The 23,377-nt window shown below is 74.9% G+C and carries 17 protein-coding genes; 7 read left to right on the top strand and 10 right to left on the bottom strand.

The features are described 5' to 3' along the window. The first annotated feature begins 36 nt into the window (after nucleotides 1-36). Complete coding sequence (locus ACIP5O_RS13285) at nucleotides 37-813, top strand: hypothetical protein (protein WP_401292262.1); 777 nt, start codon at nucleotides 37-39, stop codon at nucleotides 811-813. Nucleotides 814-820: 7 nt separating this feature from the next. Here ACIP5O_RS13285 and ACIP5O_RS13280 read toward each other — a convergent pair whose 3' ends face one another. Further along, complete coding sequence (locus ACIP5O_RS13280) at nucleotides 821-2,479, bottom strand: DUF6350 family protein (RefSeq protein WP_401292260.1); 1,659 nt, start codon at nucleotides 2,477-2,479, stop codon at nucleotides 821-823. Nucleotides 2,480-2,598: 119 nt separating this feature from the next. Between ACIP5O_RS13280 and ACIP5O_RS13275 the strand changes: the two genes are divergently transcribed. Continuing rightward, complete coding sequence (locus ACIP5O_RS13275) at nucleotides 2,599-4,038, top strand: helix-turn-helix domain-containing protein (protein WP_401292257.1); 1,440 nt, start codon at nucleotides 2,599-2,601, stop codon at nucleotides 4,036-4,038. A 93-nt stretch (nucleotides 4,039-4,131) separates the two neighbouring features. On the opposite strand, the gene sucD is transcribed toward ACIP5O_RS13275, so the two are convergent. The 6 genes from sucD to ACIP5O_RS13245 form a co-directional block, all read right to left on the bottom strand. Beyond that, nucleotides 4,132-5,016, bottom strand: coding sequence for a succinate--CoA ligase subunit alpha (gene sucD, locus ACIP5O_RS13270; RefSeq protein WP_121833822.1), 885 nt, complete (start codon nucleotides 5,014-5,016; stop codon nucleotides 4,132-4,134). Between the two features lie 21 nt (nucleotides 5,017-5,037). Then, complete coding sequence (gene sucC / locus ACIP5O_RS13265; protein ID WP_125662210.1) at nucleotides 5,038-6,216, bottom strand: ADP-forming succinate--CoA ligase subunit beta; 1,179 nt, start codon at nucleotides 6,214-6,216, stop codon at nucleotides 5,038-5,040. A gap of 409 nt (nucleotides 6,217-6,625) precedes the next feature. After that, complete coding sequence (locus ACIP5O_RS13260) at nucleotides 6,626-7,807, bottom strand: VWA domain-containing protein (protein ID WP_401292254.1); 1,182 nt, start codon at nucleotides 7,805-7,807, stop codon at nucleotides 6,626-6,628. Next, complete coding sequence (locus tag ACIP5O_RS13255; protein ID WP_401292251.1) at nucleotides 7,804-10,368, bottom strand: DUF5682 family protein; 2,565 nt, start codon at nucleotides 10,366-10,368, stop codon at nucleotides 7,804-7,806. Before ACIP5O_RS13255 ends, ACIP5O_RS13260 begins: the two co-directional genes overlap by 4 nt. After that, entirely contained in the window at nucleotides 10,365-11,522 is a 1,158-nt protein-coding gene (locus ACIP5O_RS13250) for an AAA family ATPase (protein ID WP_401292250.1), read from the bottom strand. The genes ACIP5O_RS13255 and ACIP5O_RS13250 overlap by 4 nt, the downstream gene beginning before the upstream one ends. A 125-nt stretch (nucleotides 11,523-11,647) precedes the next feature. Continuing rightward, complete coding sequence (locus ACIP5O_RS13245) at nucleotides 11,648-12,115, bottom strand: MmpS family transport accessory protein (protein WP_401292248.1); 468 nt, start codon at nucleotides 12,113-12,115, stop codon at nucleotides 11,648-11,650. Nucleotides 12,116-12,284: 169 nt separating this feature from the next. On the opposite strand from ACIP5O_RS13245, the gene ACIP5O_RS13240 reads away from it, so the two are divergent. Beyond that, nucleotides 12,285-13,337, top strand: a complete 1,053-nt coding sequence (locus ACIP5O_RS13240; RefSeq protein WP_401292709.1) for an SWIM zinc finger family protein — start codon at nucleotides 12,285-12,287, stop codon at nucleotides 13,335-13,337. A 64-nt stretch (nucleotides 13,338-13,401) separates the two neighbouring features. Beyond that, nucleotides 13,402-15,312, top strand: a complete 1,911-nt coding sequence (locus ACIP5O_RS13235; RefSeq protein WP_401292246.1) for a DUF5691 domain-containing protein — start codon at nucleotides 13,402-13,404, stop codon at nucleotides 15,310-15,312. A 46-nt stretch (nucleotides 15,313-15,358) separates the two neighbouring features. On the opposite strand, the gene ACIP5O_RS13230 is transcribed toward ACIP5O_RS13235, so the two are convergent. Then, nucleotides 15,359-15,766 carry a cobalamin B12-binding domain-containing protein gene (locus ACIP5O_RS13230; protein WP_030209190.1) on the bottom strand — a complete coding sequence of 136 codons (408 nt, stop codon included), beginning with the start codon at nucleotides 15,764-15,766 and terminating at the stop codon, nucleotides 15,359-15,361. 303 nt (nucleotides 15,767-16,069) lie between these two features. On the opposite strand from ACIP5O_RS13230, the gene ACIP5O_RS13225 reads away from it, so the two are divergent. Then, on the top strand, nucleotides 16,070-16,870 hold the full coding sequence (locus tag ACIP5O_RS13225; RefSeq protein ID WP_401292243.1) for an esterase/lipase family protein: 801 nt from the start codon (nucleotides 16,070-16,072) through the stop codon (nucleotides 16,868-16,870). A gap of 374 nt (nucleotides 16,871-17,244) precedes the next feature. Next, nucleotides 17,245-18,807, top strand: a complete 1,563-nt coding sequence (locus ACIP5O_RS13220) for a M23 family metallopeptidase (protein ID WP_401292240.1) — start codon at nucleotides 17,245-17,247, stop codon at nucleotides 18,805-18,807. 69 nt (nucleotides 18,808-18,876) lie between these two features. Here ACIP5O_RS13220 and pcrA read toward each other — a convergent pair whose 3' ends face one another. Further along, nucleotides 18,877-21,321: a DNA helicase PcrA gene (pcrA, locus tag ACIP5O_RS13215; RefSeq protein WP_401292237.1), complete on the bottom strand. Its 2,445-nt coding sequence runs from the start codon at nucleotides 21,319-21,321 to the stop codon at nucleotides 18,877-18,879. Nucleotides 21,322-21,433: 112 nt separating this feature from the next. After that, nucleotides 21,434-21,787, bottom strand: coding sequence for a hypothetical protein (locus ACIP5O_RS13210; protein ID WP_401292234.1), 354 nt, complete (start codon nucleotides 21,785-21,787; stop codon nucleotides 21,434-21,436). Between the two features lie 385 nt (nucleotides 21,788-22,172). Between ACIP5O_RS13210 and ACIP5O_RS13205 the strand changes: the two genes are divergently transcribed. Beyond that, a complete protein-coding gene (locus ACIP5O_RS13205; protein WP_401292232.1) occupies nucleotides 22,173-23,279 on the top strand; it encodes an NlpC/P60 family protein in 1,107 nt (368 codons plus the stop codon). The last annotated feature ends 98 nt before the right edge of the window (nucleotides 23,280-23,377 follow it).

Below are 23,377 nucleotides of genomic sequence, written 5' to 3'. Positions count from 1 at the left end.
CCGTGGTCGAGACGACAGAGGGAAGACGTTCAGCAGATGCCGGAACGCCAGTCCACGGACGACAACAACCCGTTCGCGCCGCCGCCCGAGGGGCGGCCGGATCAGCCGTGGCAGCCGCGGCGGCCGGAGGGCTCGGACGACGACGCGTCCGGGACCCCGGACGCCCCGGGGCCGTCCGACGGCCGCTGGAGCCCGCGCCAGCCGGGCCCCTCCCAGGACGGCTTCGGCCGCGGACCCGAGCGCCAGGGCGGTCAGGACGGCGGGCAGGGCGGGCCGGAGCAGGGCGGGACCGGGGGCGGCCCGAAGCTCCGCTGGGACCCGACGGACCCGGCGCAGCGGCGGGCGCGGTACGCGATCCTCGCCGGCATGTGGGCCTTCTTCTTCGCCCTCTTCGAGATCCCGGAGCTGGCGCTGCTCCTCGGCGCCCTCGGCCTCTACTGGGGGATCAGCTCGCTGCGGACCGAGCCGAAGCAGGACGGGCAGCGGGCGGCGGACGGAACCGGCGGGGCCGCCGGGGCCGGTGCGGTGTCGCCGACGTCACAGCCGGCGTCCCAGCCCTCGGGACGGACTCCGGCGCAGGGGCAGGGCGCCTCGCCGGTGGCCGCCCCGGCGCGGGCGATGCGGACGGCCGCGATCAGCGGTCTGGTCGCCTCGGCCGTGGCCCTGGCGATCGTGGCGGGCGGCTTCACCCTGCAGCTCGTCTACCGCGACTTCTACGAGTGCCGCGACGACGCCCTCACCCACGCGGGCGAGCTGGCCTGCAACGACCTCCTGCCGAAGCCGCTGCGGGCGGGCTTCGGAGTCCGGGAGTAGGCGGGGCCTACGCGCCGGGGCCCTCGGGGTCTTCCGAGTTCTCGGAGCTCTTGGAGCCCTTGAAGTCCTTGGAGGCCTTGGAGTCCTCCGAGTCCTTCGCGTCCGGGGTCGGGTCCGTTTTCGGATCCGGCCCCGGACGTGTTTGCGGCTGGGGCTGCGGTTCCGGTTTCGGTTCCGGTTCCGGTTTCAGCGCCGGGGAGGGCTCCCAGGCCGCCGGGAGGAAGTCGTACGGCTCGTAGCCGGTGTCGCCGAAGGGGTCGCCGTACGGGTCGCCGTACGAACCGCCGCCGGAGGCCGGGGCCCCGGTCGCCGCTCCGGTCCGCCGGAGGCGGACCCGGTCGAGGTGCGGGATCGGGTTCCGGCTCCAGGCCGGGCGCCGTACCCACTTCGGGAGGAGCTTGCGGCCGGCGGCGCCCGTCGCCGTCTCCCCCGCCGTGAGGTCCGGGGCGGGGGCCGGAGCCGGTACGCGCTCCGCCCGCGGGACGCGGCGGCCCCAGGCCCGTACCCCCAGGGCCGCCGGAACGCCCGCGCAGGCCCCCCAGAGCACCACCGCCCCGCCCGCCTGCCACCACACCGGGCCGAACGCGGACAGCCGGCCGGAGCCGACCGGGCCGCCCGCCGCGCCCGCGAGGGCGGCGACGGCCGCCCCGCACGCCCCGGCCGCGCCCAGCGCCGTCAGCGCCGTGTCCCGGGCCGTCCAGGTCCGCGCCGAGCGGCCCACCCGGTGGCCCAGGAGCAGGGCCGCGACCAGCGGGACCGCCACGACCGCCCACTGGAGCCCGCCGCCGGGCCCCTCGGCGGGCACCGCGGCCAGGAGCGGGAAGGGCGGTACGGCCGGTTCCCCGGCGAGGCCCAGCGGGGTCGCGAGGGCGCCCGTGCCGAGGGCGAAGCCGGGCCCGAGGCCGTACGAGGCGCCCCACACGGCCGCGTTCGGCAGCAGCGCCAGGACCAGCAGCAGGACGACGGCCCGTCCCGACCACTCCCCCGCCAGGCCGAGGAACACGGCCTGCGCCCGGTCCGCGTGCCGGACCAGTGAGGCCGCCACGGCCGCCGCGCCGCCGGCGAGCAGCGTCACGAGCCCGAGCCCCGCCGCGCGCGGGAGGACCACCCACCGCTGCCCGGGGAAGGGGCGGCCGAGCGCCGTCCAGACCCCCGCCCCCGCCGCGCCGACGACGACGGCGGGCGGCCAGAGCCCGGCCGTGGTCAGGTCGGCGGGCAGCGGACCGCTCTCGCTGTAGAGCACGACCACCGCCGTGACCAGCAGGTATCCCCCGGCCACCGAGGCGATCGCGCCGCTCGGGGAGGGGCGCGGCCGGTCCCGGCCCGCGGTGCTCCGGTCGAGGGTGTCGCGGGCGGCCCGGTGAACGAGCCAGACGGGCAGGGCGGTCAGGAGGAGCGGGACGACGCCGAGGGGCGCGGGCGGGCCGGAGAGGGTGTCCGTGCGGATCAGGTCCACGCCGTGGGCGAGCAGCCAGAGCCCGGTGGCGGCGTGGAGGACGTCGCCGGGGCCGCCGTCGGGGAACGGGGAGCTGATCCAGGCCGCGATCACCAGGACCGCGAGGCCGCCGAGGCCGAGTCCGGCGGCGACCCCGCCCCGGACGCAGGCGGCGGCGAGCGCGGCGGAACGGCCGCCCTGGACCAGGGGGTGTTCGGTCACGTGGGTCACGGGGCCATGCTCCCAACGACACGCGCTTTCGCCGCGTAACAGGCAAACATCCGTTGTGTCGCTCAAGATACGTTTATGTACTTTTCCGCCCAGAGAAGCTCTGCGGGAGGTCGACGCCCATGAGCCGGAGCACCGCGGATTCCAGCACCTCCGTCACCCTGCCGACCCCCAAGGAGCGGCGCAGGTTGCGCGAGGCCCTCGCCCTGAGCGAGGAGCAGGTCGCCGAGGCCATGGGCGTCACGAAAGCCACGGTCAAGGCGTGGGAGACGGGGCGCTCGGCGCCCCGGGGCCGCAAGCGCGAGGCGTACGCGCGGCTGCTCGGCGCGGACGGCCCCGACGGCCCGTCCCCGTCCGCTCCCCCGAGCCCCGCCGGGAAGACGGAAGCGGGGCGGGCGGAAGCACGGCGCCCCGGGACGGAACCGACTCCCGGTCCGGAAGTGGCCTCCGGCCCGGAAGCGGCTCCCGGCCCGGAACCGGCCTCCGGTCCGGAACCGGCTCCCGGCCCGGAACCGGCCTCCGAGACCGCCGGTCTCACTCCTTCGGCCCCCTCCTCCCCGGTTTCCTCCCGGCCCCGCGCCGGCGACCGGTCCGGGAGTGCCGCCGGGAGCATCTCCGGGGACGCGGCCGAGCGGGACGCCGAGTCGACGCGGGTCCTTCCTCCCGTACCGGCCGGTGACGGCGTCTCCATGCCGTCGGAGCGCCTGAAACCGGAGGCACCGGAGACGGTGGAACCGGTCGGGGGCCCGGTCGCCGTGCCGGGTCTCACCCCCGAGGAGGCGTTCGACGCGCTCTACGCGCACGCCGCCCCCGGCCTCGTCCACCAGGCCTGTCTGCTCACCGGGCGCCGGGCGCTCGCCCGGGAGGCCGTCGAGCGCGCCTTCCAGCAGGCGTGGCACCGCTGGCCCGAGGTCGCGGTCGACGCGGACCCGGTGGGCTGGGTGCGGGCGACGGCGTACGAGTACGCCCTCTCCCCCTGGCACCGGCTGCGCCGCGCCCACAAGCACCCCGACGCCCCGGCGGCCGAGACGGGCCGGGGGGAACGGGAGCTGGTCTCCGCGCTGCTCGAACTGCCGCCGCCGTACCGCCGCACCGTGCTGCTCTACGACGGTCTCGGCCTCGACCTGCCGGACACGGCGGCCGAGACGGAGGCGAGCACCCCCGCCGCCGCCCACCGGCTGCTGCACGCGCGCACGGTCCTCGCGCGGCGGGATCCCGGTCTCGCCGACCCGGAGGAACTGCGCCGGCGGCTGAACGCGCCGGTCACGGAGGCGGCGGCGCTCCCGGCGGCCCGCGCGGTCCGGACCGGCAGCGAGCACCGGGCCCGCGCCTGGACGCGGGCGGTGGTCGGCGTGACGGCGGCCCTCGTCGTGATGACCGGCTTCACGGCGGTGACGGCGCCGACCCGGTACATCCCGGTGAACGCCCCCGGCGAGACCGTCAACGGGGTGCCGGTGCGCGGCGGCCCGGAGAAGCTCAGGCCCGAGGACGTGCAGCTCCGCGACCGGCTGCGCTCCGAGCCCAACCCGGGCCCCGAGCGCCTGGTCCCGGTGGCCGGCTAGCAGCCTGCTCCGCCCCGTACAGCGAGTGGGCCCCGCCCCCTCCCGGTTTCCCGGGAGGGGGCGGGGCCCACTCGCTGTGCGGTGGTGGCGGCGTCAGCCCGCGAGGATCGCGCGCGCCAGCTTGGCCGTCTCGGTCGGGGTCTTGCCGACCTTGACGCCCGCGGCCTCCAGGGCCTCCTTCTTCGCCTGGGCGGTGCCGGAGGAGCCGGAGACGATGGCGCCGGCGTGGCCCATGGTCTTGCCCTCGGGCGCGGTGAAGCCCGCGACGTAGCCGACGACCGGCTTGGTGACGTTGGCCTTGATGAAGTCGGCCGCACGCTCCTCGGCGTCGCCGCCGATCTCGCCGATCATGACGATCAGGTCGGTCTCCGGGTCGGCCTCGAAGGCCGCCAGGGCGTCGATGTGCGTGGTGCCGATGACCGGGTCGCCACCGATGCCGACGGCGGACGAGAAGCCGATGTCACGGAGCTCGTACATCATCTGGTACGTCAGCGTGCCGGACTTCGAGACCAGGCCGATGCGGCCCGGCTTCGTGATGTCGCCCGGGATGATGCCGGCGTTGGACTGGCCCGGGGTGATGAGACCGGGGCAGTTCGGGCCGATGAGGCGGGTCTTGTTGCCCTTCTCCACGGCGTACGCGTAGAACGCGGCGGAGTCGTGGACGGCGATGCCCTCGGTGATGACGACCGCGAGGGGGATCTCGGCGTCGATGGCCTCGACGACGGCGGCCTTCGCGAAGGCCGGCGGCACGAAGAGGACCGAGACGTTGGCGCCGGTCTCCTTGATGGCCTCGGCGACGGTGCCGAAGACCGGGACCTCGGTGCCGTCGAAGTCGACCTTGGTGCCGGCCTTGCGCGGGTTCACGCCGCCGACGATGTTGGTGCCGTCACCCAGCATGAGCTTGGTGTGCTTCATGCCCGTGGCACCGGTCATGCCCTGGACGATGACCTTGCTGTCCTTGTTGAGGAAGATAGCCATGGCTCTGGTGTCCCTCGTCCCTTACTTCGCAGCCGCGAGCTCGGCGGCCTTGTCGGCCGCTCCGTCCATGGTGTCCACGCGCTGCACCAGCGGGTGGTTGGCGTCCGACAGGATCTTGCGACCCAGCTCGGCGTTGTTGCCGTCGAGGCGCACGACCAGCGGCTTGGTGACCTCCTCGCCCTTGGAGGCGAGGAGCTCCAGGGCCTGGACGATGCCGTTGGCGACCTCGTCGCAGGCGGTGATGCCGCCGAAGACGTTGACGAACACGGACTTGACGTCCGGGTCGCCCAGGATGATCTCCAGGCCGTTCGCCATGACCTCGGCGGAGGCGCCGCCGCCGATGTCGAGGAAGTTGGCCGGCTTCACGCCGCCGTGGTCCTCACCGGCGTACGCGACGACGTCCAGGGTCGACATGACCAGGCCCGCGCCGTTGCCGATGATGCCGACCTCGCCGTCGAGCTTGACGTAGTTGAGGCCCTTGGCCTTGGCCGCGGCCTCGAGCGGGTTGGCCGCCGCCTTGTCCTCCAGGGCCTCGTGCTCGGGCTGGCGGAAGTCGGCGTTCTCGTCGAGGGAGACCTTGCCGTCGAGGGCCAGGATGCGGCCGTCCTTGGTCTTCACCAGCGGGTTGACCTCGACGAGGAGGGCGTCCTCGGCGACGAAGGTGTCCCACAGGGTGACCAGGACCTCGGCGACGCCCTCGGCGACGTCGGCCGGGAACTTCGCCTGGGCGACGATCTCGCGGGCCTTCTCCAGGGTGACGCCGTCGTTGGCGTTGACGGGGACCTTCGCGAGGGCCTCGGGGGTCTTCTCCGCGACCTCCTCGATGTCCATGCCGCCCTGCACCGAGGCCATGGCCAGGAAGGTGCGGTTGGTGCGGTCGAGGAGGTACGAGACGTAGTACTCGGCCTCGATCTCCGGGGACAGCTCGGCGATCATCACCTTGTGGACCGTGTGGCCCTTGATGTCCATCCCGAGGATGTCCGTCGCGCGGGCGACGGCCTCGTCCGGGGTGGCGGCCAGCTTCACGCCGCCGGCCTTGCCGCGGCCGCCGACCTTCACCTGCGCCTTGACGACCGACTTGCCGCCAAGACGCTCGGTGGCCTCGCGCGCCGCCTCAGGCGTGTCGATGACTTCACCGGCCAGCACCGGTACACCGTGCTTGGCGAAGAGGTCCCTCGCCTGGTACTCGAACAGGTCCACGCGCGTCCGTCCCTTTTCTGATGATCGCGGTTCGTTGTCTGCGTGGGCGTGCCGCGGAGGGCAACGTGACTGCTCTGTCACAAGGGAGGCGTACACGGTGTCCGTGGACGCGGCATGTCCGTCTCGCAGGTTATCGCCGTGTGCCGTGGGTCCCTAAATCGCAGATCACAGGAGAGCGGTGATACGGGTCACAGGCCGTGGGGGCGACGGCGCGGCCCGCGGGGGTCGCGGGGCGGCCGTCCGCGGCGGTCGTGGCAGGCGGGGCTTGGGGTCCCGGCCGCTCACGGCCCGCGGGGCGGCGGGGTGAGGGGCGTCCGGGGGCCGCTGTGACATGGAACTCAGTGTCCCTCCGGCCACCCGTGCGGGTGGTCCGCGACGACGGATTCCGCACCCCGGAGCGCCTCCGCGATCAGGCGGGTATCGGCAGGGGGCGCTTCTCCAGGGCGGCGGCCATGATCTCCGGGAACAGGTCGGGGGTGCAGGCGAAGGCCGGGACGCCGAGCGCGGCGAGCGCCGCCGCGTGGTCGCGGTCGTAGGCGGGGGTGCCCTCGTCGGAGAGCGCGAGCAGGGCCACGAACCGCACGCCGGAGTCCCGCATCGCCGCGACCCGCTTCAGCATCCCGTCGCGGACACCGCCCTCGTACAGGTCGCTGATCAGGACGACGACGGTGTCGGCGGGGCGGGTGATGCCGGCCTGGCAGTGGGCGAGGGCGCGGTTGATGTCGGTGCCGCCGCCGAGCCGGGTGCCGAAGAGGACGTCGACCGGGTCGTCGAGCCGGTCGGTGAGGTCGACGACGGCGGTGTCGAAGACGACGAGCCGGGTGGCGATCGACCTCATGGAGGCGAGCACCGCGCCGAAGACGGAGGCGTGGACGACGGAGGCGGCCATGGAGCCGGACTGGTCGACGCAGAGCACGACCTCCTTGCGCACCCCCCGGGCGGCGCGCCCGTGCCCGATCAGCCGCTCGGGGACGACCGTGCGGTGCTCGGGCAGGTAGTTCTTGAGGTTGGCGCGGATCGTGCGGTCCCAGTCGATGTCCCGGTGGCGGGGGCGGGCGGTGCGGGCCGAGCGGTCGAGGGCGCCGGTGAGGGTGGCGCGGGTGCGGGCGGCGAGGCGCTTCTCCAGGTCGTCGACGACCTTGCGCACGACGGCGCGGGCGGTCTCCCTGGTGGTCTCGGGCATGGCCTCGCGGAGGGAGAGGAGGGTGCCGACGAGGTGCACGTCGGGCTCGACGGCCGCCAGCATCTCCGGCTCCAGGAGGAGGCCGGCGAGGCCGAGCCGGTCGATCGCGTCGCGCTGCATGACCTGGACGACGGAGGCGGGGAAGTACGTGCGGATGTCGCCGAGCCAGCGGGCGACGGAGGGCGCGGAGGCGCCGAGGCCGCCCGTACGGCTCCGTCCGGTGCCGTCGCGGTCGTCCGGGTTCCGCCCGTAGAGGGCGGCGAGGGCTCCGTCCACGGCGGCGTCGGTCCCGGTGAGCGCGCGCCCGGTGCCGTCGGCGTCGCCCCCGCCGAGGACGAGCCGCCAGCGGCGCAGCCGCTCGTCGGCGGGGTCGGAGGTCGTGGGAGTCGTGGGAGTCGTACGGATCATGCGGGGACCTCCGTGCCGAGGACGAGGTGGAGGAGGGGGAGGACGGCGTCCGCGCGCTCCGGGTCGGGGGCGGGGGCGAACCCGGGCGCGCCGGGCGCGGAGGCGCTCGGGCGGCCGGACCCGGGCCCCCGGGCGGCCAGCTCCCCGAGGGTGCGGCGCACGCCCGGCTCGTACGCCGAGAAGGTGCGGCGCAGCAGGGGCAGGACGTCGGTGAACGCCTCGGCCGGTACGGAGGTGAGCCAGGCGTCCACGAGGCCGCGGAGGCGCTCGTCGTGGACGAGGAGCAGTCCGCCGTCGGCGGCGGCGCCGGCGAAGCCGTCGATCCAGGCGGCGGCGTCGGACGGCGGGGTGCCGGGCGAGAGGGCGCGGCTCATGAGGAGGGCGGCCCCGTCGTCGGGGATCCGCTCCTCGTCGAGGAGGAGTCGGGCGGCGCGGCCCCGGAGGAGGCCGGGCACCCGGTCGTGCGCGGCGATCCGGTGCAGGACGCCGGCCCAGCGCTCGCGGATCCCCGTGGCGTCGGGGAGCAGGCCGAGGGCCTGGTGGACCTCGTCGATCCGCTCGCGCAGGGACGCGGCGGCGTCGGCGCCGAGTCCGGCGCAGGCGGGCGGCAGGCCGACGCAGATCCGCTCGGCGATCCCGGCGGCGACCTCCCCGAGGGCGGCGGCGTCGGTGCCCCGGACGTCGCCGTAGCGCAGGGCGCGGGCGAGGGCCGGGAGGGCGCGCGCGAGATGGACGACGTCACCGTCGAGCGCGGCCCGGTCCGCGAGCGCCCGCATGACGACGGGAAGCGCACGGGTGAGCCCGGCGAGGAGGCAGTCCTCGACGAGAACGGCGACGTCGGCGAGGGTGAGGGGGGCGGCGGGGCCGTCAGGGGCGATGGGACGGACGGGAGCGGCTGGGCGGGGGGAGGCGGCGGAGCCGGTGGAGGCGGCGGCCGGGCGGGTGGTGGTGATCGGGCGGGTGACGGCGGGGCCGGTGGAGGCGGCAGGGGTGGTGGAGAGGGAGGGGCCGGTAGCGGTCGGGCGGGGGGAGGCGGCCGGGCCGGTGGCGGTGGCCGGGCGGGGGGAGACGGTCGGGTCGGTGGCCCCGGCGGAGTCGCCGGCCGTCAGGGCGCGGGCCGTGACCCTGGCGGTGGCGGCGGCCTCGACGGTGGTGCCCCAGACGCCCGCCTCGGCGACCCGGACGTGGAGCTCGGGCTCCCAGCGCAGTCGCCAGGTCTCGCGGAAGGTGCCGGTGCCGGTGCGGCCGGCGACCGGTTCGCCCCAGGGGACGCCGAGGAGCCGCAGCCGGTGCAGCAGGCGGCTGCGGTCGCCGTCCGTCTCCTTGCGCAGGTCGAGGGCGAGTTCCCGCTCCTGCGCCTCGGGCTTGAGGCGGAGGGAGCGCTGACGGCGGCTCAGGTCGCGCTGGAGGGGGACGGCGGGGGCGCCGTCGGGCACCTCTCCGAGGACGTCCCCGACGACGAGGCGGTCCCGGACTAGGGCGAGCGGCACGTCGGAGCCGTCGCAGAGGACGGCGCGGACGGCGTCGATCGTCTCGTCGAGGCCGGGCCGCGGGCGGCCGCGCAGCGCGGCGAGGGACTCGGCGAGCCGGACGGCCTCGATGACGTGGGCGGAGGAGACGGGGCGGTCCTCGGCCCTGAGGAGACCGGCGACCTCGGTCATCCAGCGCTCGACGGGCCGGTCGGGGGCGGTGAAGAGGTGGCGGTACCAGCCGGGGGCGTCGATGCCGGCGCCGTAGCCGGAGCGGCGGGCGAGCCTGCGGTGGGTCCAGGGGACCCAGGTCGCCTCGGTCCGCACCTTGGGCAGCCCCTTGAGGAGGGCCCGGTCGGCGGCGACGGTGGTGCGCAGGGCGAGGGCGGGGACGTGCCAGGCGCCGCAGACGACGGCGACGGAGTCCCCGAACTCCTTCCGGGCCTCCCGCAGCCGGAGCCTCATGTACGCCTCGCGGACGGGGTCGCGAGGGTGGCCGCCGTGTCCGTACGCCTCGCGCAGGGCGCCCATGGCCTCGGCGAGGGCCCGGAACGGTGCGGCGGGGTCGCCGTCGCCGCGCAGTTCGACGACGTCCTCCCACCACCGCTCGGCGTCCTCGTACCCGGCGGCCCCGGCCAGTTCCGCGACGGGGTCGATCGGCACTCCGTCCCCGGCGGCCTCCTCGGCGTCGTCCCAGGTGGGGTCGGCGGCGAGGGTGTGCGCGGCGGGCAGGTCGACGAACCGGACGGCGGCGCCCCGGTCCAGGGCCCAGCGGATCGCGACCCATTCGGGCGAGAACTCGGCCATCGGCCAGAACGCGGCCCGCCCGGGGTCGTCCACGGCGTGGGCGAGCAGGGCGACGGGCGGCCGCATGCCCGGGTCCCCCGCGAGCTCCACCAGCGCGTCGGCCTCGGCGGGCCCCTCGATCAGGACCGCGGCGGGCCGTTCCGCGTCGAGGACGGCCCGCACGCCCCGCGCGGACCCGGGCCCGTGGTGCCGCACCCCGAGCAGCAGGGGGCCGCCGGGACCCGTCCGCGGAGCGCGGGCTCCCCCCGGAACCCCGACGGAGGCCGTGGCGGCGGGCGGCGTCACGCGCCCACCTCCCGGCAGGCGCGGTAGAAGTCCTTCCAGCCGTCCCGCTCCCGGACGACCGTCTCCAGGTACTCCTGCCAGACGACCCGGTCGGCGGCCGGGTCGCGGACGACGGCGCCGAGGACGCCGGCGGCGACGTCGGCGGGGCGCAGGACGCCGTCGCCGAAGTGGGCGGCGAGGGCGAGGCCGCCCGTGACGACGGAGATGGCCTCGGCGGTGGAGAGCGTCCCGGAGGGGGACTTGAGCTTCGTGCGCCCGTCGGCGGTGACCCCGTCCCGCAGCTCGCGGAAGACGGTGACGACCCGGCGGATCTCGGCCGCCCCGTCCGGCGGGACCGGCAGTTCCAGGGAGCGCCCGAGCTGCTCGACGCGCCGGGCGACGATGCCGACCTCGTCCTCGGGGGTGGCGGGCAGCGGCAGCACGACCGTGTTGAAGCGGCGGCGCAGCGCGCCGGAGAGCTCGTTGACGCCCCGGTCCCGGTCGTTGGCCGTGGCGATGAGGTTGAAGCCGGGGACGGCCTGCACCTCCTCCCCCAGCTCGGGCACGGGCAGGGTCTTCTCGGACAGGACCGTGATGAGGGTGTCCTGGACGTCGGCGGGGATGCGGGTGAGTTCCTCGACGCGGACCGTCGCGCCCCGGGACATGGCCCGCATGACGGGGCTGGGCACGAGCGCCTCCCGGTCGGGGCCGTGGGCGAGGAGCCGGGCGTAGTTCCAGCCGTACCGGATCGCCTCCTCGGGGGTGCCGGCGGTGCCCTGGACGAGGAGGGTCGAGTCGCCGCTGACGGCGGCGGCGAGGTGCTCGGAGACCCAGGTCTTGCCGGTGCCGGGGACACCGAGGAGGAGCAGCGCCCGGTCGGTGGCGAGGGTGGTGACGGCGACTTCCACGATGCGGCGCGGACCGACGTACTTGGGTGTGATCACGGTCCCGTCGGGGAGCGTGCCGCCGAGGAGGTAGGTGGCGACGGCCCCGGGCGAGAGGCGCCAGCGGGCGGGCCGCGGCCGGTCGTCGGCCGCGGCGAGCGCCGCGAGTTCGGCGGCGAAGGCGTGCTCGGCGTGCGGCCGCAGGACCTCGGTGGAGGCCTGCGGCCGGCCCGGCGCGGTGTCCGTCTCGGCACCGTCACCGGGCTTCGCGATGGTTTCGGGCACGGGCATGGATCCCCCTCCAGATCGTTCGACCTGCTGTGCGATCCACCGTGCACCATGCCACTGACAATCCGATGTCACCGCTGGTCAGGGGTGGTTGGAGGGGCTGACGCACCCTCCGGTCCCGGCGGGGGTCAGCCGACGACCGGGGAGACGGCGACGCAGCCGCCCGCCATCGCCTGCTCGGCCTTGGCCTCCTTGATGACCTTGCCGTTGTAGGTGATCTTGCAGGTGAGGTCGGAGGGGTTGAGCGAGACCGGCATGACGGCCGGCGGCATGATGCCCTTCAGCGTCACCGTCTTCTTCCACGGGGTGGCGGGCTTCTTCTCCGACTCGATCTTCGGCTCCATCGCGGTGCCGCCGCCGGCGTGGAAGTCGACGGACTCGACCGCGCTGCCGCTGACCTCGTACGTGACCTCGTAGGTCTCGTTCACGGACTTGTCGACCTGGTCGACGGCCTTCTCCGCGGCCTCCGAACAGGCGCCGAGGCCGAGGGCGAGGCCGGTGACGGCCAGGGCCGAGACGGCGGTGCGGACGGTACGAGCGGTACGGACGGTACGAGCGGTACGAGCGGTACGGGTGGCACGGGTGGTGCGCTTCACGGGAGTCCCCCTGGACGTGTCCGGATGCGGAGGGCCGAGCGTGACCCCCGCACAGGGAATGGTAAAGGAAGAGTAAAGCCACCTTTCCGCCCCCCTGCCCCTCCTCCCCGAACTCCCGGGCCGGGGAGCGTTGTCAGTGGTGCCCTCTACCGTCGTGGACATGGATGGCATGGGGGTGCGTTCGACGACCGGGCAGGTGCCGGCACCGGCTCCTGACGAGGCGTCGCGCAGAGCGGGGAGCGGGCCCGGCACGGCCGAGGAGGGCCCGGCGGATCCCGTCGCGGCCCGCCGCAGGGCCGAGCGCAGGGCGGCCCGGATCACCTCGGGCGCGCGGGAGTTGGAGCAGCGGCTCACCGATCTGCTGCGGGGCGGCCTGGCGACGGCCGGGCGGACCGGACACGGCCTGTGGGAGGAGACGGCGGCCCGCATGGTCGACGCCCAGGCCCCGGGACTCGCGGGCCGGGTGCGGGAGTTGGGGGCGATACCGGGCTCGGGGCCGGGCTGGCCCGTGCGGCTCCTGGAGGAGTGCGCGCTGACCCACCTCCTCGACCGGGCGTGGCTGGCCGCCGACCGGCTGCCCGCGCCCTTCGCGACGACCGTGCGGACCCGGGTCGGCCTCCCCTCTCCGGTCGCCGGAGCCCCGGTGCGCGACCACTGGCTCGTCCTCGCGCAGTACGACACGGGTGACGCCCGGCTGACCACCCGGCGCGTCTGGCTGTACGGGACGACCGGCGGGCGCACGGCGCTCGTGCTCTCGTACGGGGCGGCGGGCCGGGCACCCGGCCTTTCCCTTCCGGTGGGCGCGGTGTTCGACGGCGAGTTGACCCCGCACGCCGGCTCCGGACAGGTGCGGGCCGAGCCCGGCGAGCACTTCGTCCCGGTCGCCGGTCCCGCCGCCCCGCCGCCGGGCGGCCCGGTCGGCGAGGCCCTCGACGCGTACGGACGCGCGCTGCGCGGGGACCCGTGGCTGGACGCGTGGCCCGTGACGCTGGGCGGGGTCGTACCGGCGCGGGCGGAGTACGGCTGGCAGCTCGCCGACGCGGACGGCCGCGAGGCGCTGCCCCTGACGTCCGGGGCCCGGCCCCACCCGGGCCTCTGGCGGCTCGTCGCCCTGTCCGGCGGCGCCCCGGTGACCGTCTTCGGGGAGTGCGGGCACCGGGGGTTCACCCCGCTCGCCGCCTGGTCGCCGGAGGCCCCGGCCGAGACGGTCCCCCTCCTGTGACCTCATGACGTCCGAAAACCACCAGTCACCGGCGACCGACCGCCCGACCGCCAGGAGGAGCCCGATGGACACCACCACGACCACGTCCGCCAAGGGCGGGACGGGAGTAGCGGACGAGGCCGTGACCGCCCGCGCCGCGGACGGCGGCGGGAACCGCACGACCGCCGGGCCCGCCTCCGACCTCCGCTGGGAGGAGCTGGTCACCTCGGCGCTGCTCGGAACGGACCGACGGCCGCCCGCCGGACTCACGCGCGCGGGGACGGGCGGTGTCGCGGGGAGCGGCGGCGCGGGGGACGGCAACGCGACGGACGGCAACGCGACAAGCGGCAACGCAACGGACGACAGCGCGACGAGCGACAGCACGGCAGGCGGTGACACGGCAGGCAGCGACACGGCAGGCAGCGACACGGCAGGCGCGGCCGCGGCGCTCGCGCTGCTCGACGCGGCCGCGCTGCACACCGTACGGCGCAGGGCGGGGCTGCGCCCCGGGCCCGCCGCGCCCCCGCCGGAGCCCGCGCCGGAGGACCCGCGCGCGCCGCTGCCCGAGGCGGCCCGGCGGCGCCTCGACCAACTGCTCGCCGGCCGGACCGCGCCCTCGCCCGCCGGGCGGCGCGGAACCGCGCCCGACCTCGCCGAACTGCTCCCCCAGTGGCTGGCCCTCGCCGACGAGCACGGGTACAAGGCGCCGCCCGCCGCCCTGCCCGCGCTCCTCGACGCGGCCCGGGCCCGCACCGACCTGCGGGCCCCGGCCCTCCGGTTCGCGGGGCCGCGCGGGCTGTGGCTGGCCCGGCTCAACCCCGAGTGGAGGTTCGCCCTCCGCGGGACGGGGGCGGCCGGCTCCCTCCCGTCCCCCCGGGACGCGGAGGCGGTGCGGGCCCTGTGGGACGAGGGCCTGTTCGCCGAACGGGTCGCCCTGCTCACCGCCGTACGGAACGAGGACCCGGCCGCCGGTCTCGCCCTCCTCGCCTCCACCTGGGCCGCCGAGCGGGCGGAGGACCGGCTGATGTTCCTCGACTCGCTGCGGGCCGGACTCACCGACGCCGACGAGGAGTTCCTGGAGGCGGCGCTCGGCGACCGCAGCCGGAACGTCCGCGCCACCGCCGCCGAACTGCTCTCCGCGCTGCCCTCCTCCGCCCTCGCGGCCCGGATGGCGGTCCGGGCCCTGACCTGCGTCGGCCTCGACCGGACGGCCGACGTGCCGACGATCGGCGTCGAGGCCCCGCACGAGTGCGACGCGGCGATGCGGCGGGACGGCGTCGTGGCGGTCCCCCCGGCGGGCCGGGGCGAGCGCTCCTGGTGGCTGGGCAGGATCGTCGAGTCCGCGCCGCTCTCCTGCTGGCCGGCCAGGTTCGGCGGGCGCGGCCCGAAGGAGATCGTGGCCCTGCCGGTCGCCGACGAGTGGCGCGACGAGCTGCACGCGGCCTGGTGCCGGGCGGCCGTGCGGCAGCGGGACGCGGCCTGGTCGCGCGCGCTGCTCGGCTCGCCCGCGACCCCGCCCGCGACGGGCCCCGGCACCTCGTCGCTGGCCGAGCGGGCCCAGCTCCTGTCGATGCTGTCCCCGGAGGAGCGGGCGCTCTGGGTCGCCCGGTTCGTCGCGGCCCACGGCCTGTCGGAGGCGTTCCAGCTCCTCGGCGTCTGCGCCGTGCCGTGGGCGGAGCCGCTCGGCGGGGCGGTGATCGACGCCCTGGACATCGCGCGCGAGGCGGGGAGCTACCCGTGGAGCTTCAGCGGGGTGATGGGTCTCGCGGAGCGCTGCCTCGCCCCGGAGGCGGCCCGGCACCTCGAACCCCTGACGGCCCGTCCGGACGAGGCGGAGGACGCCGTCCCCGGCGCGGGCGGCTATTGGTCGGAGGCCTTCCGGCGCCTGGTCTCCACGCTCCGCCTGCGCGCGTCGATACGCGCCGAACTCGCACCGCCCGCCCGAGGGACGCACGGACGGCGAAGGGCCCTCCCGCGGGAGGGCCCTGGACAGTGAGGAGGGTGAAACGCTTCGCGACCCGTGCCGCTTCGCGCCCCGCGTACTACGCGGCCACGCGGACGTTCGCGTTCACCCAGTCGACGATGGACGCCGTCGTCGCACCCGGCGTGAAGATCTCCGCCACGCCCTTCTCCTTCAGCGGCGCGATGTCCGCCTCCGGGATGATGCCGCCGCCGAAGACCTTGATGTCCTCCGCGTCGCGGTCCTTGAGGAGCTCCAGGACCTTCACGAAGAGCGTGTTGTGCGCGCCCGAGAGGATCGAGAGGCCGATCGCGTCGGCGTCCTCCTGGATCGCGGTGTCGACGATCTGCTCGGGCGTCTGGTGGAGTCCGGTGTAGATGACCTCCATGCCGGCGTCCCGGAGCGCTCGCGCGATCACCTTGGCCCCGCGATCGTGGCCGTCGAGACCCGGCTTGGCGACCACCACGCGGATCGGACCGGTCACACCCATCACTGCCTCCACATGCGACCCCCGCGCCTCTTTGCCGGGGAGGTGAACGAACGTTATCCCCAGCATCCCGCAAGCGGCTGTTTCGCGGCAGCCACCGAGGGGGAAATCACACGTGGGACATGTTCGCTCCGCACCGTCCCCGCTTCAGGGCCCTCCTCCTGGGCCCACCAGCCGCAGGCGGGACCGGTCGCGAAGGGAGCCGCGACGAGGTGCGCCGCGCCTCCGTGCCGCCGTCCGTGCGGCGCGGGGGCGCGGCGCACCGGCCACAGCGTCCGGCCCCGCACGCCGTTCGGGAGGCCGGCCATGGAGTTCGCCAAGGTCACCACCCTGATGAAGGCCACCGCACTCGAGCTGGCGATCCTCACCGGCCACCTCGTCCTCTACCCCACCGGGATCGCGGCCGAGCGCCTCGCCCCCGCCCCGCCCGACGCCTCCCCCGAGGGGCTCGCCCGGGGCAGGCGCCCCGTCCTGCTCCTGCACGGTTTCGTCGACAACCGCTCGGTCTTCGTCCTGCTGCGCCGCTCCCTCGCCCGGCACGGCCGTGACGGGATCGAGACGCTCAACTACTCACCGCTCACGTGCGACCTGCGGGCCGCCGCCGAGCTCCTCGGCCGCCGGGTGGAGGAGATCCGCGCCCGCACGGGACACGCCGAGGTCGACGTCGTCGGGCACAGCCTGGGCGGGCTGATCGCCCGTTATTACGTGCAGTGTCTCGGGGGTGACGCACGGGTGCGGACCCTGGTCATGCTCGGCACCCCGCACGCGGGCACGACCATGGCCCGGCTCGCCGCCGCCCATCCGCTGGTGCGGCAGATGCGGCCCGGTTCCGAGGTGCTGCGGGAGCTGGCCGGGCCCGCGCCCGGCTGCCGGACCCGGTTCGTGAGCTTCTGGAGCGACCTCGACCAGGTGATGGTGCCGGTGGAGACCGCCCGCCTCGACCACCCCGACCTGCTCGTGCACAACGTCCGGGTCAGCGGCATCGGCCACCTCGCGCTGCCCGTGCACCCGACGGTGGCCACCGGGGTCCGCGAGGCGCTCGACGCCGACGGGCCCGGTGCCGCGGCCGGGCGGGGAGAGGAACCGGACGCGTCCTCCGTGGCCTGACCGGGGGTGGCCCGACCGGGGCCCGCAGGGCGTCTCGCCCGTGACTCGCCGACGCCTCGCCGACGCCCCGCAGGCGCCTCGTAGACGTTCCGTAGACGCCTTGTGGCCGTCCGTTCACACGGCATCACCGGCATCCGCACCCGTCGCCCGACCGCGCGACACCCCCGTTCGAACGTTTCTCGAACACAAGGCCAAAGCTGTCTCCACGAGCTGGCGAAACACGACCGATTGCCCGTTTCCTACGGTCGCAAACCCCTCCGAAGATTGTCCGTCGCGCATACCGCCGGGTACAGTCGCGCCACTGCTTCCCCCCGGGACACCCCTCGTCGGGCCCGCCCCGGACTGGTCCTGCTGCCGAGGCGAGAGAGACGTTGGTGAACGACCAGCACCCCCACGCCGGGTACGTCGGAGACGACACCCCCACCACTGGCAGTTTCGCCGCAGACCCGCTGTTCGGCTCGTACCCCGGCGGCCGGGCCGACCACAGCGGCCAGTGGGATCTCGGCCAGTACGGCACCACCGACACCATCGGCGCCGCCGGGCAGCACGACACCATCGGGCAGTACGACACGACCGGTCAGTGGGACACCACCGGTCAGTGGAACGTCGGAACCCCCGCCTACGGAACCACCGGTTCCTACGAGGGGTACGAGGCCTACGCGACCGGCGCGGCGCCGTACGCCACCCCCGGTCAGTACGACACCTCCGGCCAGTGGGACGCCTCCGCCTGGACCGATGCCCAGCACGCCGGCCCGTACGAGGCCGCCCACGCCGGCGCGTACGCCGCCCAGGGCACGTACGGCTACGAGTCCTACGACGCCACCGGCCAGTGGGCCGCCCCGGTCTTCGCGACCGAGACCGAGACCGGTGCCTACGACGCGACCGCGTGGAACCAGGCGGCTCCGGAGGCCGAGCCGGTCGTCCCCCACCAGTACACCCCGCAGGACGACCCGCTCGCCGAGCACGCGCCCGAGTTCTCCTTCGCGGACGGCGAGGCCCGTGGGGCCCACGAGACCGACGAGGCGTACGGGGCCGACGAGGCTCACGAAACCCACGGGACCGATGAGGCCTACGAGGCCGACGAGACCTACGGGTCCGACGAGGAAACCCACGACGAGCCCGCCGTCGAGCTCCGTACCGACTCCCCCGCCGGCCGCTCCGCACGCCGTTCCTCCGGCGGCGGTCGCGGCCGTCGTCGTACCCCGGCCAAGCGGTCCGCGCTGCTGACCGTCGCCGTCCCCTCCGCCTGTGTCATGGGGGTCGCCGGCATCGCCGCCGCGTCCGTCGGCGGGCTCCCCGGCACCGGCGCCGGGGGCGAGAAGAAGGACAACACGACCGCGCTCGCCGCCGCCCCCGACGCGGTCGAGCCGGTCGCCGCCAACAACGCCTTCAACACCCAGCTCGACGCGCTCGACGCCGACGCCCGCGACTTCGGCAGCCGCGCCAGCCGCACCCAGGAGCGCATCGACCTCAAGGTCCGTCAGGCCGCCGAGAAGAAGAAGCGCGAGGAGGAGGCGATCCGCAAGGAGGCGATGCGCCCCAAGTTCGCGCTGCCGGTGAAGCTCCACCGGCTCAGCGCGCGCTTCGGCCAGTCGGGCGTCAACTGGATGTCCGTGCACACCGGCATCGACTTCCCCGTGTTCGGCGGCACGCCCGTGATGGCCGCGACGGACGGCACCGTCCGCACCCAGCTCAACAGCGCGTACGGCAACATGGTGATCGTGACCGCCCCGGACGGCACCGAGACCTGGTACTGCCACCTCAGCAGCGCCAAGATCCGCTCCGGTTCCGTGAAGGCCGGCGAGGTCATCGCGTACTCGGGCGACTCCGGCAACTCCACCGGCCCGCACCTGCACTTCGAGGTCCGGCCGGGCGGCGGTTACGCGATCGACCCGCTGGCGTGGCTGCGCAGCCACGGCCTCGACCCGACCATCTGATCCGCCACGCACGTACGGAAGGGGGCCCCGACCGGAGTCGGGGCCCCCTTCCGTGACCGCGTACGTCCCCTACAGCTTCTCGACCGGCGCGTACCGCAGCACCAGCCGCTTCGGCTTGTCGTCGCCGAAGTCGATCGTCGCCTGGGCCTTGTCGCCCTCGCCCGTCACCGCCATCACCGTGCCCAGACCGAACTGGTCGTGCGTGACCCGGTCACCCACCTGGAGCGAGACCACCGGCTTCTCACCGGCCCGCCGCGTGGCGAAGCCCGAGGGGCCGGAGCGCGCACGGGAGGAGGAGAGCGAGGAGGTGATGCCCGAGGTCGGCCCGGCGGGCTTCGCCATCGGACCGGTCCGCTTCCACTCCAGGTGCGTGGGCGGGATCTCCTCCAGGAAGCGCGAGGCCGGGTTGTACGAGGGCTGGCCCCAGGCGCTGCGCATCGCCGAGCGGGTGAGGTAGAGCCGCTCACGCGCGCGCGTGATGCCCACGTACGCGAGGCGCCGCTCCTCCTCCAGCTCCTTCGTCTGGCCGAGGGCCCGCATGTGCGGGAAGACGCCGTCCTCCATGCCGGTGAGGAACACCACCGGGAATTCGAGGCCCTTGGCGGTGTGCAGCGTCATGAGGGTGATGACGCCCCGGCCCTCCTCGTCCTCGTCGGGGATCTGGTCGGAGTCGGCGACGAGGGCGACCTGCTCCAGGAACTCGGCGAGGGTCGCGGGCTCCTCGCCCCGCTCCTGCTCGAACTCCAGGGCGACGGAGGCGAGTTCCTGGAGGTTCTCGATCCGGGTCTCGTCCTGCGGGTCGGTCGAGGCCTGGAGCTCGGCCAGGTAGCCGGTCCGCTCCAGGACGGCCTCCAGGACGACGGCGGGTCCGGCGCCGGACTCGACGACGGTGCGCAGCTCTTCCATGAGCACGTTGAAGCGCTTGACGGCGTTCGCGGAGCGCGCGGCCATGCCGTACGCCTCGTCGACCCGCTTGAGGGCCTGCGGGAAGGTGATCTTCTCGCGGAGCGAGAGCGCGTCGATCATCGCCTCGGCGCGCTCGCCGATGCCCCGCTTCGGGACGTTGAGGATGCGGCGCAGCGGGACGTTGTCCTCGGGGTTGGCGAGGACGCGGAGGTACGCGAGGACGTCCCGGACCTCCTTGCGCTCGTAGAAGCGCACGCCGCCGACGACCTTGTAGGGCAGGCCGACGCGGATGAAGATCTCCTCGAAGACGCGGGACTGGGCGTTGGTCCGGTAGAAGACGGCGACGTCCCCGGCCTTGGCCTCGCCCGCGTCCGTGAGGCGGTCGATCTCGTCGGCGACGAACTGGGCCTCGTCGTGCTCGGTGTCCGCGACGTAGCCGGTGATCCGCGCGCCCTCGCCCGCGTTGGTCCACAGGTTCTTGGGGCGGCGGGACTCGTTGCGCTCGATGACGGCGTTGGCGGCCGAGAGGATCGTCTGCGTGGAGCGGTAGTTCTGCTCCAGGAGGATCGTGGTCGCGTCCGGGTAGTCCTCCTCGAACTGGAGGATGTTGCGGATGGTGGCGCCGCGGAAGGCGTAGATCGACTGGTCGGCGTCGCCCACCACGCACAGCTCGGCCGGGCCGAGGTCGTCGTAACCGGTGCCGACGAGCTCGCGCACCAGGGTGTACTGGGCGTGGTTGGTGTCCTGGTACTCGTCGACGAGGACGTGGCGGAAGCGGCGGCGGTAGTGCTCGGCGACGTCGGGGAACGCCTGGAGCAGGTGGACCGTCGTCATGATGATGTCGTCGAAGTCCAGGGCGTTGGCCTCGCGCAGCCGCGCCTGGTACATCCGGTACGCCTCGGCGAGCGTCTTCTCGAAGCCGTCCTGCGCCTGGTCGGCGAAGGTCTCCTCGTCGATCAGCTCGTTCTTGAGGTTCGAGATCTTGGCGCTGAAGGACTTCGGCGGGAACTTCTTCGGGTCGAGGTCCAGGTCGCGGCAGACCAGGGCCATCAGGCGCTTGGAGTCGGCGGCGTCGTAGATCGAGAAGGAGGAGGTGAAGCCGAGCCGCTTCGACTCGCGGCGCAGGATCCGGACGCAGGCGCTGTGGAAGGTCATGACCCACATGGCGTTGGCGCGCGGGCCGACGAGCTGCTCGACGCGCTCCTTCATCTCGCCGGCGGCCTTGTTGGTGAAGGTGATCGCCAGTATCTGGCCGGGGTGGACGTGCCGCGTGCCCAGGAGGTGGGCGATGCGGTGGGTGAGCACCCGGGTCTTGCCGGAGCCGGCGCCGGCGACGATGAGCAGCGGGGTGCCGGTGTGCACGACGGCGGCGCGCTGCTGCTCGTTCAGCCCCTCCAGGAGCGCGGCGGGGTCCACGACGGGGCGCGGGGCGCCGTCGCGGTAGTACGCGTCCCGGGGCGGGGGCGCGTCGAAGTGCTCCCCGAAGAGGTCGTGCGGGACCTCCTCCGGGGCCGGGGAGCCCTGCTCGTCGTCCTCGGGGTGGGGCGGGGGCTCCTCCGAGGAGTTCTGGAGACCGGCCAGGAAGCTGTCGTCAAAGAGGCTGCTCATCGCCTCACGAGTCTAGGACGCCCCGCCGACATCCGGGCCCGCCTTGAGGAGCCGAGCGGCGCCGCCTGGGTGCGGAACGGGTCACACCGGGGCCGCGCACCGCGGGCGCGGCTCAGGTCCAGAGGGTCGCGATGAAGACGTTCGCCGTGGTCAGGCCGCCGACGGCGGCGAAGAGGCCCTTGTCGACCTTCTCGTCGTCCCGCTTGACGTAGACCAGGCCGAGGATCACGACGAGGATCGCCAGCTTGATGCCGATCTTGAGGTTGTTCACGCTCTGGTCGTCGGCCTGGTTCAGGCCGACGAGCGCGACGCCCGTGATCAGCATGGTCAGCGCTCCGTGCAGCATCGCGGGGCTGAAGCGGGCCGTACCGGCGCCCATCGCCTTCATCTGGGTGAGGAAGCCGCCGAGGAGGGAGGCGATGCCGATGACGTGCAGGGCGACGAAGACATTGATGAGGACGTCCATGGGGCGGAGCCTAGCCGGGCCCCCGGTCCCCCTTTCCGGACGGGTCCCGTCCGCTCCGGAACCCCGGTCGGCTGCCGGCGCGCCTCGGGCACCCCGGAACTCCGGTCGGCTGCCCGGGCGCCCCGGAACCGATCCTCACCCCGTCACCCGGCGAAAGGGTTCGGTCGCCCACCTGTCAACTGCCGCCAATAGCGGTCAACCCGTCATCCGGGCGTGACCCCGGGCCTAGCGTCCTCCACCAGGTGACCGGCTCCCCACCCCGCCGGCAGGTCGGCGGTCGTCGGTCACCCCCGCCGAGAAAACCGGCGGCGGTCCGTCCCCCTGTGCGGGCCGCCGCCGGCCCGGCGGACACCGTCCCCCAGGGAAGAGGATGTGACCCGCCCTCGTGGCAGCGCACCGGAAGTCCACGCCGTCCCTCCTCGGCGGTCAGGCGGTCCGCACCGCCGCCACCCTCGCCCTCGCCTCCGCGGCGACGACGACGCTCTTCGAAGGGTCCGGACACGCGGACCCCCGGCCCACCGCGGCCCAGGTCAAGGCGCAGGTCGACCGGCTCTACGAGGAGGCCGGGGCCGCGACCGAGCGGTACGACGGGGCGAAGGAGAAGGCGGACGAGGCGCGGGACGCCTTCGACCGGCTGCGCGACGAGGCCGCCCGCAGGACCCGGCGCCTCAACGACGCACGGGACGCCCTCGGGGCCGCGGCCGCCGCCCAGTACCGCTCCGGAGGGCTCGACCCCACGGTGCGGCTCGTCCTCACCTCCGACCCGGACCAGTACCTGGCGCGGGCCGCGTTCGCCGAGCAGGCCGGCGACCGGCAGACGACCGCGATCCGGGCCGTACGGCGCGAACTCGGCGCGATCGGGCAGCTGCGCGGCGAGTCGGCGGAACGGCTGACCGCACTGCGCGGTCACGAGGCCGAACTGCGGCGGCAGAAGGCGGCCGTCCTCGGCAAACTGAAGGCGGCCAGGACCCTGCTCGCCCGGCTGACCGCGGAGGAACGGGCCCGGTACGAGGCCGCCACCGCCACCCGGAACGTCCCGGACACCGCGACGCGGCCGTACGGAACGAACGCTCCCGGCACCTCCGCCCGCGTACGGGCCGACCGCTCCTCGGGCAGCGCGCGCGGACCGGTGAGCGCCCCGAACTCCCGGGCCGCCCAGGCCGTCTCCTTCGCCCACGCCCAGCTCGGCAAGCCGTACGTGTGGGGGGCGACGGGTCCTTCCGGGTACGACTGCTCGGGCCTCACCCAGGCGGCCTGGCGCGCGGCCGGCGTCTCCCTGCCCCGCACGACGTACACCCAGATCAACGCCGGCAAGCGGGTCTCCCGCTCCCAGCTCGCCCCCGGTGACCTGGTCTTCTTCTACTCCGGGATCAGCCACGTCGGGCTCTACATCGGCGGCGGCCGGATGATTCACGCCCCCCGGCCCGGCGCCCCGATCCGGATCGCCCCGATCGACGAGATGCCCTTCGCCGGAGCGACCCGCGTGAGCTGACGTCCTGACCCGGGCCTGCCGTGTGGGCCGGCCCCGGGCCCGACCCCCCCGCACGCCCGTCCACCGCCCCGGCGGGGCGCGGTCCCGGTCCCGGGTCC

Origin of the sequence: Streptomyces sp. NPDC088915, assembly GCF_044749825.1 — a bacterium.
Taxonomy (GTDB): Bacteria; Actinomycetota; Actinomycetes; order Streptomycetales; family Streptomycetaceae; genus Streptomyces.
Note: the sequence above shows the minus strand (reverse complement) of the source record. Positions and strands in the feature narration are given on the sequence as shown.

Bases quoted from the DNA above. Each gene is read 5' to 3' on its own strand.
- ACIP5O_RS13285 (WP_401292262.1), top strand. From the start codon at position 37: ATGCCGGAACGCCAGTCCACGGACGACAACAACCCGTTCGCGCCGCCG.
- ACIP5O_RS13275 (WP_401292257.1), top strand. From the start codon at position 2,599: ATGAGCCGGAGCACCGCGGATTCCAGCACCTCCGTCACCCTGCCGACC.
- sucD (WP_121833822.1), bottom strand. From the start codon at position 5,016: ATGGCTATCTTCCTCAACAAGGACAGCAAGGTCATCGTCCAGGGCATG.
- ACIP5O_RS13260 (WP_401292254.1), bottom strand. From the start codon at position 7,807: ATGATCCGTACGACTCCCACGACTCCCACGACCTCCGACCCCGCCGAC.
- ACIP5O_RS13250 (WP_401292250.1), bottom strand. From the start codon at position 11,522: ATGCCCGTGCCCGAAACCATCGCGAAGCCCGGTGACGGTGCCGAGACG.
- ACIP5O_RS13240 (WP_401292709.1), top strand. From the start codon at position 12,285: ATGGGGGTGCGTTCGACGACCGGGCAGGTGCCGGCACCGGCTCCTGAC.
- ACIP5O_RS13235 (WP_401292246.1), top strand. From the start codon at position 13,402: ATGGACACCACCACGACCACGTCCGCCAAGGGCGGGACGGGAGTAGCG.
- ACIP5O_RS13230 (WP_030209190.1), bottom strand. From the start codon at position 15,766: ATGGGTGTGACCGGTCCGATCCGCGTGGTGGTCGCCAAGCCGGGTCTC.
- ACIP5O_RS13225 (WP_401292243.1), top strand. From the start codon at position 16,070: ATGGAGTTCGCCAAGGTCACCACCCTGATGAAGGCCACCGCACTCGAG.
- pcrA (WP_401292237.1), bottom strand. From the start codon at position 21,321: ATGAGCAGCCTCTTTGACGACAGCTTCCTGGCCGGTCTCCAGAACTCC.
- ACIP5O_RS13210 (WP_401292234.1), bottom strand. From the start codon at position 21,787: ATGGACGTCCTCATCAATGTCTTCGTCGCCCTGCACGTCATCGGCATC.